Origin of the sequence: Clostridium magnum DSM 2767 (assembly GCF_001623875.1) — a bacterium.
GTDB classification, from domain to species: Bacteria; Bacillota; Clostridia; order Clostridiales; family Clostridiaceae; genus Clostridium_AM; species Clostridium_AM magnum.
This window is the reverse complement of record NZ_LWAE01000001.1, coordinates 1,185,396-1,198,060: the sequence shown is the minus strand read 5'-3', so window position 1 is coordinate 1,198,060 and position 12,665 is coordinate 1,185,396. Positions and strand designations below refer to the sequence as shown.

Annotated in this window: 9 protein-coding genes; all 9 read right to left on the bottom strand. The window is 32.6% G+C overall.

The window, feature by feature from the left end:
- Position 1: 1 nt before the first annotated feature.
- The gene (fliE, locus tag CLMAG_RS05705) at positions 2-310 is read right to left on the bottom strand and encodes a flagellar hook-basal body complex protein FliE (RefSeq protein ID WP_066619148.1); all 309 of its coding nucleotides are present in this window, start codon (positions 308-310) and stop codon (positions 2-4) included.
- A 12-nt stretch (positions 311-322) separates the two neighbouring features.
- Positions 323-757, bottom strand: coding sequence for a flagellar basal body rod protein FlgC (gene flgC / locus CLMAG_RS05700; protein ID WP_066619146.1), 435 nt, complete (start codon positions 755-757; stop codon positions 323-325).
- 39 nt (positions 758-796) lie between these two features.
- Positions 797-1,198 carry a flagellar basal body rod protein FlgB gene (gene flgB / locus CLMAG_RS05695; RefSeq protein WP_066619134.1) on the bottom strand — a complete coding sequence of 134 codons (402 nt, stop codon included), beginning with the start codon at positions 1,196-1,198 and terminating at the stop codon, positions 797-799.
- Positions 1,199-1,874: 676 nt separating this feature from the next.
- Positions 1,875-2,753: a flagellin N-terminal helical domain-containing protein gene (locus tag CLMAG_RS05690; RefSeq protein ID WP_066619132.1), complete on the bottom strand. Its 879-nt coding sequence runs from the start codon at positions 2,751-2,753 to the stop codon at positions 1,875-1,877.
- A 71-nt stretch (positions 2,754-2,824) separates the two neighbouring features.
- Positions 2,825-3,550: an Ig-like domain-containing protein gene (locus CLMAG_RS05685; RefSeq protein WP_066619130.1), complete on the bottom strand. Its 726-nt coding sequence runs from the start codon at positions 3,548-3,550 to the stop codon at positions 2,825-2,827.
- Between the two features lie 264 nt (positions 3,551-3,814).
- Positions 3,815-6,688 carry a DUF5050 domain-containing protein gene (locus tag CLMAG_RS05680; protein WP_066619121.1) on the bottom strand — a complete coding sequence of 958 codons (2,874 nt, stop codon included), beginning with the start codon at positions 6,686-6,688 and terminating at the stop codon, positions 3,815-3,817.
- A 39-nt stretch (positions 6,689-6,727) separates the two neighbouring features.
- Positions 6,728-8,626, bottom strand: a complete 1,899-nt coding sequence (locus CLMAG_RS05675; protein ID WP_066619119.1) for a cell wall-binding repeat-containing protein — start codon at positions 8,624-8,626, stop codon at positions 6,728-6,730.
- A 277-nt stretch (positions 8,627-8,903) separates the two neighbouring features.
- Positions 8,904-9,614, bottom strand: coding sequence for a hypothetical protein (locus CLMAG_RS05670; protein ID WP_066619112.1), 711 nt, complete (start codon positions 9,612-9,614; stop codon positions 8,904-8,906).
- 80 nt (positions 9,615-9,694) lie between these two features.
- Complete coding sequence (locus CLMAG_RS05665) at positions 9,695-12,643, bottom strand: DUF5050 domain-containing protein (RefSeq protein ID WP_066619111.1); 2,949 nt, start codon at positions 12,641-12,643, stop codon at positions 9,695-9,697.
- Positions 12,644-12,665: the final 22 nt, after the last annotated feature.

Here is a 12,665-nt window from a genome sequence, read left to right as displayed (position 1 = left end):
ACTATAACTGCGTTCTACTTAATTCTTGATATGCCTCAACAAACTTGTTCCTAATCTGAACTGCCAGTTCTAATGACATTTTAGCTTCTTCGGTGTCTAACATAACCTTATGAATGTCATCCTCATCCCCCTGAATAAATTTCTGGGTGGTGTCTTCAGCTTTAATTTGATTCTCATTAACTGCATCTAACTTCTTCTTTAATAAATCACCGAAGCTGGCTGAGTCTTTTTCACTTATCTCTTCTTTATTATCCTTATTGCCTATTTTCTTAAAAATCTCAGTATCTGGAGTAAACTCATTTATTTTCATAGCCTAAATTACCTACCTTCCTATTTCTAAAGCTTTTGAGAACATACTCTTTTCAGCATTAATTGCATTAACATTTGCTTCGTAGGCTCTTGTTGCAACCATCATATCTGCCATTTCATTCAGTACATTTACATTAGGCATTGAAACATATCCTTCTGTGTCTGCATCTGGATTAGACGGATCGTAGACTCTTCTTAAAGGTGAATTGTCTTCCTCAATTCCAACTGCTTTTACTCCCATTGGTGTAGCTTCATATTTGCCATTTTCTTTATTCAATTCTTTATTTAAATTCTCTTGAAAAACAGCAACTTTTCTTCTGTAAGGTTGTCCATTTGCTCCTCTAGTAGTATTCACATTTGCTATATTTGAAGATATTGTGTCCATTCTAAGTCTTTCAGCAGAAAGTCCACTAGCACTTATCCTTAAAGTGTTAAATGCTCTAATCATACTATGTTATCTCCCTTCGCAGTATTCCCCTTAACTATATTACCTTCCATTTATTACATACCTCTCCATAGTCAATCTGCTATTAGCCTGAGTTACAAGTGCATTATACATTAAAGTATTGGCTGCTTGATTCACCATTTCATTATCTACATCAACATTGTTACCGTCTTCTCTCATACTAGATGAGTTATCTATTCCTGTCTTAATTTCTCCATATTTAATACCGCCATCTATATGCTTGTCATCTTCTGTTTTAAGGCTTACATTATCTATATTTTCCTTTAATGATTCTTCAAAGGTAACATATTGTCTTTTGTAACCCTTAGTATTTATGTTAGCTATATTGTTTGATATGGCTCTACTTCTAAGAGAAGAAGCATCTAAACCTTTTTTTAACAAATTATACACCAACTGATCTTTTGACAGATTTTGAAAATTCACTTTATCATCCTCCGTAATTTATAACATCATTAGAGATTTATTGTCATTTCTCATGTTCATTCATTTTTTAATTAAACTTTATTTTTAATTAAAACCTCATTTTATTCATAATTATTTTATCATAAAAGTACTGTTTTGTGTTACTATTGTTCAAAATTATCTTATTTTTTTATAGGTTTTTGTAATGCTTTTTTTGATAATCACGATGATTGGATTTCCTACCTTAAAGATAATATCAAAATTGGACTTTTTCTTATATTATTATATAGTATAAAGGAACAATTTGCTACTTTTCAAATCATGTTCTATAGTTCATATTATACGGATTTTTTCCTCAAATTAAAACATATATTGTCATAATTCAGAGACATATTTATATTACTAAGATACCATTCCCTCAAACTCCTTGTAAATAAGAAACTAATTCCACATCTTTAGTCAAATTTATTTAATTCTATTATAGTTATTGGTATTCAAGACTGAAGACTAATTTACTCCTGATGTTAGGGAATTGTAGGGATTATTTTTAGATTATATAAAATGTTGTTTGTATTTGTATATTTAAGAGCTAATTTACAATATAAATAAGAAAAGCAGCATATATTTTTAGTAACAATTAAAAATATATGCTGCTTTATTTTGATGTACGCCTATTAGCATACCCCTATATTATTTTTTATTTACTTCTCACATTCTCTAAAATTCTCAAAACATCCTGCGGGAACTTATTTGTTTGTACCATCATTGCATTTCCTGCTTCTGCAAGTATATTATTTTTTGCCAGTTCAGCCATCTCAACTGCTATGTCCGCATCCCTCAAATTGCTATCTGCCCCATCCATTATATCAGATATTTCATTTATATCTTGAAGGCCGCCTTCAAATCTGTTTTCTAGTGCTCCGTATTTACTTCTTACAGAAACTATTTTATCTAAAGATCTATCTACGATTTCAAGGGCTTTATCAATGGAATTATCTACTATATTATTTACTCCTATTGTCCCATCATTTTTATTGGCAGATCTAATTGACTGTAATGTATTTGTCATATCAGTCCCTACTTTATCTGAAGACAGTGCAAATTGAGGTATTTTAACACTTTCTCCAGCATTTGCTCCAATAGGCATCTCCAGAATCTTATCTTCTGCTAAAAGTTTTATACCATTAAACTCAGTTGTTTTAGCTATATCATCTATCCCATCAATCATTTGGTCTATTTCATTTTGGATAGTTTTTTTATCTTCCTCAGTATTGGCACCATTTCCAGCCTGCACAATAAGTTCCCTTATTCTTTGAGCCATTGAGGTCATGCTATCTAAACCACCCTCAGCAGTCTGCAGCATACTAACTCCATCCTGGGCATTTTTCCCTGCCATCTGCAATCCTCTTATTTGCATTCTCATTCTCTCACTTTGTGCTATAACATTTGGGTCATCTTTAGCATTATTAACTTTATAGCCTGATGATATTTTATTCATAGCATCACTTTGTTTTTGTACTGCTTTAGAATAACCCCTATACACATTTAGAGAGGCCGTATTATGACTTAATCTCATAAAATTTCACTCCAAACCATCTATATTATATTTAATTAATTGAGATACATAGTTAACTTCTCTCAATCTAACTAATTCCCATTAGTAAGCTTTATAATCACATTGTCTTTTGATTGACTTACATCTATATCCCCTTTAGCAATAACAGTCTTTCCATCGCTACCGTAAAAATATAAAGTTGTTGTATTTTCACCTACAAATGAAAGGGCTGCTTCTCCAACATTAAACACTTTATCATTACCATTTATCTTTATAGTTTTAACATCTGAAAGATCTATAGAATTTATTGTTATCTGCTTAAACATAGGCAGAACAGGTGACACAACTACCTTAGCAGATGCAGTGTTATTACCACTAGTCACATCAATTACTTTGAACCCCATCACTGCTGATTTCTTTAAATTTTTACCCTTGTTAGATTTGATATTCTTTCCTACAGTTATTTCATAATTATGTCCAACCTTATATCCTTGTTCTGACGGATTAATTTTTATTGAACTATTGTCATCCCCTATGGTTGTACTTATCTGTTCTGTGGTTCCTGTTGTTAAGTCTCTAACCTGCACACTATTAGCAAAGGAATTAGCATCTATAGAAGAATTAAATCTGATTGTCCACACCTTATGAGTATCAGAAATTGTTTTATCACTAATTTTACTTATACTATTATCATCAATTGATACTATAGCTTTATTATTTAGAGCCATACCATCGGCAAAGACTATAGTGGATATAGAAAACCCTGCTATAATCAAAGCTAACGTCCAAATCTTAAATCTTCTTGATAACTTTTTCAAAGTTCTCTTCCTCCTAAAAAATATATTTAAATATATAAATTTTACATCTCTTTTGTATAATTATCGTTATAACATCTGTTATCTTTAGTCAATTATATTTTTACGATAAATTGCTTTTTACTTAATTACTGTACTTTCGTTGCTATAATTCTAAAGAGCAGCAGGAATACCTACTGCTCTCTTAACTATGTCATGTAATTATTTTTAACTTAAATCTGTAATAACACTAATCTAATTAATAGAATCTACTAGATAATAGGTACCCTACTTAACCTGTGCTATGGCATGACTACTTTTTAAAGCCTTTCCACTATAGGTTTGAACAATGTAAACATCATCCCCGTTAATAATATTATCTAATTTAGGATTTGTCGGATCTGCTATCTTAGTCCATCCATTACTTGGATCAGTTATATCCTCACCTAGAAGAGGGGCTGGCCCAAATACTTTATAGTAGTATTCATATTGTGTATCTAGTGTTGTACGAACTAATACATTTCCTGCTGTTCCTGATATTGATAACATGCCTAGCGGTAGTGCTACTCCCTGATCAAAGGCTACAGTTAAGTCATCACTTTCAGCAAATTGAGTACTTCTTGTGATATAAATATTATTATCTCCACCATTTTTATACTCGATATATCCAGCTGGAAGTATTATAGTAGCTTTAAATTTCTTCTCTGCAAATGGATTAGGATCTGGAACATATTCAACCATTTGTGAACCTATTCTTACCTTCACATTGTCTACCTTCTTATAAACATTTACTATATCTCCCTGCTGCAGTTCGGTAGTCGGAGCTATTTCTACTATATCATTTTCTGTTAGCCCATTTGGAAGTGTGCCATAATTAATTACTTTTATACTTAGATTATCCTTATTAAAGGTTGGTTTTCCAGACACTCCTCCAGTTATTTGAACCTGTACCGGTTCGCTTTCAAGAACCCCTGCTGAGGTTCGAGTTATATACACATATTTAGCATCATCTGTTACTGTCTTTTCTCTTCTTAACACAATTGTAGAATTTAATACATTTCCTCCTATAGACGGCACTACAATGTCCTGTCCTAACAATTCTGATTTAAGAGGATCTCTATAAACCTTTATTGTATCCCCAACTTGTAGGTTAGCTACTACTGGAAGCTTTATTCCTTGATCGTCTAAATTTATATATATCTTATCATCTAACAATCCTGCATTATTAATAACTTTAACAGAAGTAGCTGGTATTGCTTCACTTGCCATAGATAATGTTAATGTAACTTTAGTTCCATAACCTACTATTGTACCTTCATACTGTACTGCTGATCCTTTTGTACTCTTTGTTGGATTTAAATTCCAGTTAACTAATAGTTCTTGTATACTATTGTCACTCATTACTGCAGTAACCTTATCTGGTAAATACTCTTCTAAGTTATTAACATCTGCACCTACTGCATTTTTTGTAGGTGTTGCTACTTTATCATATGAAAGAATCTTCAAATCTTGTTTAATCTTTGTTATAGCAGTAGACGAATAATCATAAATCGCCCTGCCATAGCTGTCTTTCTTACTGGAAATAGTAGGCTCATTTGCAATAAACATACTGCTTAGCTTGGTATAATAAATTTTGCCTCCTACTATATTTATAAAATTAGTATAATCATTGGAATATTTATCTCCAGATATCCTTAAGTAATCTACTAAAGGCGCCCTATACATTTTGTTTCCATCGGTAGAATCTGCATAATAGATCCACTTTCCATCATCCGTTATATTCATAGAAGATATAACTGCATTTGAGCCAGTATTCCCGTTACTTACCAATATAGTTCCAAAACTTCCCCCATTCTTGCTTATCCATTTTAATTGACCTAAAGAAGTTACATAATAAATTTTCTCATTGGCTAAAGTAATAAACTTAGCATTATCACTTGAAATCTTGCTTCTATAAGTTCCATCAGTATGGATAGCATATATGGAGTTTCCTTGATTTTTATTTGTATAGTAGATCATATCTCCTGATACTATTATATATTCTGCTTCATCGCTAGTAACATTTTCTCCTGGAGACTTGGAAGCATTTCTACTAATCTTTCTTATGTTTCCAACGCCAGTACCTGAGTGATAGCTATAATATATATATTCTCCTAAAACCACTAAATAAGATGCCTGATCTGTGGATACAATTCTTCTTCCCGTTCCATCTACTTTTATCTTATAAATTTTTTGTCCATCTGAATAATTACTATAGTATATCCAATCGCCAACTACATTAATAAATTTAGCATTATCCTCGGAAATTTTATAGCTTTGCACTCCGTTTGTCTTGTATATTCCACCACCATCACTAGAATTACTATAGTAAGTCCAATCTCCACTTTGAGTAGTCAACCCATTATTATTTATATTTCCTAGTCCATTAGCACTTGGATTATAACTTTCTGGTGGAATAAAATAACTATCCAAAGTAAAGTTTACAGTATTTTTTCCTACTTGTAATGTTTGTGGCTTAGTTGTGGCTATTGGTACTTTATCTGAAGAAAGTATCTGCAACCTTAAATACGGATCTGTAGAGATTAAATTTAACACATAATCATCATTACTTTCACCACTTATTGAGCTAGGCACTCCAATTTTCTTTATTAAATCACTGTTATTGCTGTTATATACTTTAAAATACTGAGGCTCTAGGGTATATGGTTTTACATTAACCTTACTGGCATCTGGTATCTTTATACTTATAAAGTTCATTATCCCTGAACCTACTGGTGTTACAGTTATTTCAGCTTGTATAGTAGAGCTCTCAGTATCTGGATTAAATTGGCCATTAGTAAGCTTGTATATATTTTTGTTTCCATTATAATCATAATAAGTTAAGCTGTTTACTCCTAATTTTGTTAAATCTGTAATCTTATCTCCACTGAATAAACTTAAAACATTACCAGAAACATCATTATAGTAGATATCAGTATATTGAGTGGAATTATTTAATATATCATTTAACTGCTTTACATTTTTCGAAATATAACCTACATCATAAGCTTTGTTACCTATTATAAGAGCGTTAGTTGGCAAAGCTGCAAATACTTTAGTTGAAAACATGGTAGCCATAGCTGTAGCAGCTACCAGCGCAACTATAAGCTTTGTCTTTTTCATTTACCTTCACCTCTTCTGAAATTTATTCTATTTAATTTATTAGTTAGATACAACTTTAAGCATTAGCACAACTGGCATCTTATAATGATTTACGGTACCCTTTAGATAATATGTTTGAGGAGTACCAAGATCTATAAACGGACTATCCCATGTAACAGGTACATAAATTATACGGTTATCGGAAGTTTTAGCCGCAACCTCAGTTGGTAATTCAAAATAGCTTCCTTGAACTACAGTTTCTGTAATTTGAAGTACATCTACAATCTTAGGTGTTACAATTAAAGTTAAATATGCTTTGTAAATAGAACCCTGTACCGTTCCTTGAAGTCTTACAATTCCTACTTGGCTTGTATCAATGCTTTTTGTACTCCATGTTACAGGTAAATTTTTATTACTAATTTTATCAAGTACTGTTTTCGGCAGTGTGTATGCCTCTCCTTGTACTATTTCAATTACAGTATCATCAAATTGGTCGTTACTTGTATTTCCATTACCATTATCTTTTACTACTAACGTGAATTTTACTTTTTTGCTGTACTTCTCAACAGTACCATAAAAAGTATATATTCCCGGATTACTAGTATCTTGATTTCCATATTCCCAAGATACGTCAACTTTACTAACAGTGCCATCTGACATTTTAGCACTTATAGTTTCCGGTAGAGTATATTCATCTCCAATGTTAACCTCAGACCCTGTATCCTCAACCTTAACTGGTAAAGGCTTTATAATAAGTGTTGTAACTATAGTTCTGTCTGTACCATATATCTTTCCATATAAAGTGTATACTCCAGGTTTTGAAGTAACTACCTTTATCAGGTTCCAGCTTACAGGTACTTCCTTTATAGTTCCATCAGTTGCTGTTACTATAACTGTAGGTCTAGGTGTATATTTTTGATTCTGCCATATAACATCTGTAAAATCCTCCACATATGCTATGTCCAACGGCATATATCCCAAAGTATATTCTGTATCATACCCTACTACCCCAGTACCACCTAATATCTTAATATTTTTAACAATCTTTGATTTAAGCAAATCTTCTGTGGCCTGAGCCATAGGACTATCTACATATAGAATTGGTGATGCCGTCTTTGGCGCTATGGAAGATGCCACAAGAGAATCCGGAAAATCCTTAGCTGAGGCTACAAATATAGTACCTGTACTTATTTCATTTTGAAAGGCATTTATTATAGCTGCATTTCTTTCATAAACGCTGCCTTCTCCTACCCTTTTGGCATTTGGTATAAAGGACATCACAGAATCACTTATTTGAGCTTTTCCACCTATTACATAAGCCTGCTCTATTTTACTATTAGCTTTAAGATATTTCTTAACGGAATCCGGAATAGTATTGACGCCGGTTAAGATAATAGGCATTCCTTTTAGTGCAGCAATAGATGCTATGGACATTCCATCATGAAAATCTGCTCCATTGACTACAGCAATTTGACTTGGTTTCCCAAGTTTTTGTGCTACTAAAATACCGGTTTCGTATCTGTCTACTCCTCCAAGTCTTGTAACCTTCATACCTCTTGCTTTTAGAGCATCCTCTATACTTTGTGATACCACTCCTTTGCCTCCTATTATAAAAATGTTTTTCACATTTAACCTATTAATCTCAACAGATGTATATGGACTTAATAGGTCTTTATCTGTGAGTAATATAGGAGCTTCATATTTTTTAGCCAGAGGAGCGGCACTCATTGCATCCGGAAAATTTTCACCGTTAACTATTACTGCGTAATCAGTATCTTCTTGCCACCCGTCCTGGGAAACTTTTGCTGCTGTCTCATATCTATTAACGCCATTATATCTATTTGCTATACTAGCAGCATGCACTTTTGTAAAGTTAACAGCAGTACCGATAATTACAGCTAGAACCATAATAGTTATTTTTTTACTTATAAGTGTATTAGCAAACCTGCTGCTTTTCATTAAAGAAAAACACTCCCTCCTCAATTTAGATAATTACAATCATTTTCTCACAAACTTTATTTCAATTTTTGAGAAGAATTAAAATATATAATGTTTATCGCCCACCAGCATATAATACTTGATTGGTATTATATGCCCCACCTGTCAATACCTACTTTTCGCATAAATTTCTTTTTCTCATTAAACATTAAGTAAAAATCTAAATCAGATAAAAGTACTAAAAAATAGTCATTAAGTAAAAAAAGCTGTATGGGCATTTTATCCCATACAGCTTTTTTTACTTAATTTGAAATTGTATATCGCTGGCACTTTTACTTACATCTACAGTAGCGCTTCCTAAAAGTGTATATCTATCATCTCCATAGAAATATACCTTAACACTGCTTTTATTCTCTAATACATTAAGCGAAGTTTCCCCTATATTAAATAGCTTTTCATTACCTTCAATTTTATATTTCTTTATATCTGACCTAGAAGTTGCATTTACAGTTATAAGCTTAAATGCCTTTACCACAGGAGAAACCTCAACCTTACCTATAGCAGCATTGTCACTTGTTACAGAAAACTTCATAATGTTATTTCTATACAAGCCTTTTTTTGTTGTAGCTTTAGCACCCTTTTTTACAGTTATTTGATACATCTGACCTTTTTCATATCCTCCAGAAGGTGGCGTTACTATTATAGAGGATTTTGTTCTTTGGAAAACCGTCACCGGAACAGTCGTCCCTAGTTGACCATTACTAACTTTATTTACCTGTATACTGTCTTTTACAGAATTAAAATCTATTTCTGTGTTAAAGTTTATAGTCCAAGCCTTATTGGTATCCGTTGTAATCTTTTGAGTTATTACTTTATCCTCTGTCTGTGAGCTAGCTGCATAGACTGTATTATAATTTATTGAATTTGGATTAATTATGCTAAAAGCCCCAAATTGAACAGTACTAATTACAGCTATAAACGCAATGAGTTTTTTATATTTTAACTTCAAAATTTATTTCCCCTTTCTATTAGCTAGCAAGGTCACTATTCCTTACTAGCCAAATAGTTATGTTTTATTTGCTGTTATACTTACGGAGTAACTACAGCTGTTGCATGGCTGCATCTAAATGCTTTTCCGCCATCTTTTGGATCAATGTATACTTGAAGCACATACACATCATTACCATTTACAACACCAGTTAACTGTGGATTAGTCTTATCAAATTTAGTCCATCCACCACTAAGCGGATTACCAGATATATCGGTTATTATGCTTCCAAGCTCTGGAGTAGATGCTCCAACCTTATAATAATACTCGTAATTTTGATCTAGTTGTGTACGAACAAATACCCCAGAGGTACTAGTTCCAGAAATAATCAACTGCCCTAATGGCAATGCTACACCTTGATTTACATCAACTTTTATAGCCTTTTCCCAGCTGCTTTCTGCAAACTGAGTACTCTTTGTTATATAAATTTTGTTCTTACCATCATAAGTATCACCTGAAGAATCATACTCAATATATCCAGCTGGAACAGATATAGTAGCTGAGAATTTATTTGGCGAAAATGGATCTGAGCTTTGTACATATTGAACCATTTGTGAAGCTATTTTAATCTTACCGTTATCCTTTGTATTTTTGTAAATATTTACTATATCTCCTTGTTGAAGCTGAGTCGTTGGAGCTATTTGTACTATATCATTTTCTGACAATCCATTTTGTAGAGTACCATAATTAGTTAATGTTACATCTGATGTACTTATAGCAAAGGTTGGAGTTCCTGACACTCCGCTTATTGGAACCTGCACCACATCACTTTCAAGTACGCCAGATGAAGTTCTAGTTACATACACATATTCAGCATTGTCTGCTATTGTCTTATTTTGTGCTAATGTAATTATGGAATTCAACAATCCTCCTCCTAGGGATGGAACTACAGTGTCTTGTCCTAACAATTCTGATTTAGAGGAATCTCTATAAACCTTTATTACATCTCCTATCTGTAAATTAGCTTTTGTTGACATCTCCGCCCCAGTATCATCTTTATTTATATATATTTTGTCATCTAATAATCCTGCATTATTAATAACCTTAATAGATTTTACCGGTATAGTTTCACTTGCCATCGATAAAGATAAGCTAACTTTTGAACCATATCCTACTACTTTACCTGTATATTGCGTTGCTGCACTATTTGTGGTTTTTGGATTTAAATCCCAGTCAACTAATACTTCATGTACGCTGCCATCGCTTAAAACTGCAGTAATTTTATCTGGTAAATAATCTTCTAAATTGCTTGTGTTTGTACCTACTGCATTTTTTGTAGGTGTTGCCACTTTATCATAGGATACAACCTTTAAAGGTTGAGCAATTTTTGCTACAGCTGTTGAACTATACTGATAAACTGACGAACCAGAACTACTTGAGCTTGCACCAGAAGAAATTGTAGGTTCATTTGCAATAAACATAGAACTTCCTTTACTATAATAAACATTACTTCCGGCTAAAGCTATAAAATCAGCATAACTGTCAGCATACTTATCTCCAGATATTTTTAAGTAATTAACTATTGGAGCTCTATAAAGCTTGTTTCCATCAGCAACATCAGTATAGTACATCCATTTTCCATCACTTGTTATATTCATAGCTCCTATAACTGCGCTTGAGCCAGTACTTCCATTAGTTACTTGTATAGATCCAAAGCTTCCTCCAGTTTTGCTTATCCACTTTAACTGGCCCGAATCAGTAACATAATAGATCTGGTTATTAGCAAAGGTTATAAATTTAGCACTATCAGTAGAAATTTTTGTTCTAGATCCTCCGTTGATTGAAACGGAATATATGGAATTACCCTCGGTTTTATTTGTATAGTAGATCATATCTCCTGATATAGTTAAATATTCAGCCTCATCACTGGTAATATTACTTCCTGCAGATCTATTTGCATCTCTGCTTACCTTTCTTATATTTCCAGTTCCATTACCTGAATGGTAGCTGTAATATATATACTCTCCTGAAACTAGAACATAGGAGGCTTGATCTGTACATACAATTCTTCTTCCTGTACCATCTACTTTTACCTTGTATATTTTTTGACCATCACCATAGTTACTATAATATATCCAATCTCCAACTACATTTATAAACTTAGCATTATCCTCACATATTTTATAACTCTGAACGCCATTAGTCTTATATATTCCGCCGCCGTCTCCTAGATTACTATAATAAATCCATCCATTACTTTGAGTTGCTAATCCAGTGTTATTTAGATTTCCTACTCCATTTGTATTAGTATATGTATAACTAGTTGTTGGAGTATAGTAGTTATCCAGGTTAAAAGGTACACTCTGTGATGTTGCCACACTTAAAGTTTTAGGTTCACTTGTAGCTATAGCTACCTTATCAGAAGAAAGTATTTGTATTCTTACAGTTCTATCCGTAGTAACTAGATTTAATATATAATCATCATTACTTTCACCATTATCAGTATCCGGAGTTCCTATCTTTTTAATTAAATCACTGCTAGTATTTGTACCATTATTAATAACCTTAAAATATTTTGGAGTTAAAGTATAAGGGGCTACATTAACATCGCTGGCATAAGGTATCTTTACGCTTATAAAATACATACTGCCTATTGATGTTACAGTTACTGTAGCATTTATCTTTGAACTAGTTTTATCTGCATCATAAGTATATCCTGTTGTACTATTTCCGCTGCGAGTATACATAGTCTTATTTCCACTGCCATCATAATATGTCAAGCTGCTGCTTATACTTGAACTGGTAGTAGAAAGTTCCTCTCCATCAAATAAATTAACTATCTTACTTAATCCATTTACATAATAAATACTTTGATATTGAGTAGAATTATTTAATATATCACTTAGCTGTCCTAAGTTCTTTGAAATATAGTCCATGCTATAGGCTTTATCTCCTATTATTATGGTGTTAGCTGGTAAAGCTGCCAATGCAACAGTTGAAAAACTAAGGGCCATAACTACAGAAGCCACTAATACTTTTATCTTTTTCATTTCAGTTTCACCTCATTTAAAA

Coding starts and splice junctions, on each gene's coding strand:
- CLMAG_RS05675 (WP_066619119.1), bottom strand. CDS start 8,626: ATGAAAAGCAGCAGGTTTGCTAATACACTTATAAGTAAAAAAATAACT.
- CLMAG_RS05680 (WP_066619121.1), bottom strand. CDS start 6,688: ATGAAAAAGACAAAGCTTATAGTTGCGCTGGTAGCTGCTACAGCTATG.
- flgC (WP_066619146.1), bottom strand. CDS start 757: ATGATTAGAGCATTTAACACTTTAAGGATAAGTGCTAGTGGACTTTCT.
- fliE (WP_066619148.1), bottom strand. CDS start 310: ATGAAAATAAATGAGTTTACTCCAGATACTGAGATTTTTAAGAAAATA.
- CLMAG_RS05690 (WP_066619132.1), bottom strand. CDS start 2,753: ATGAGATTAAGTCATAATACGGCCTCTCTAAATGTGTATAGGGGTTAT.
- CLMAG_RS05665 (WP_066619111.1), bottom strand. CDS start 12,643: ATGAAAAAGATAAAAGTATTAGTGGCTTCTGTAGTTATGGCCCTTAGT.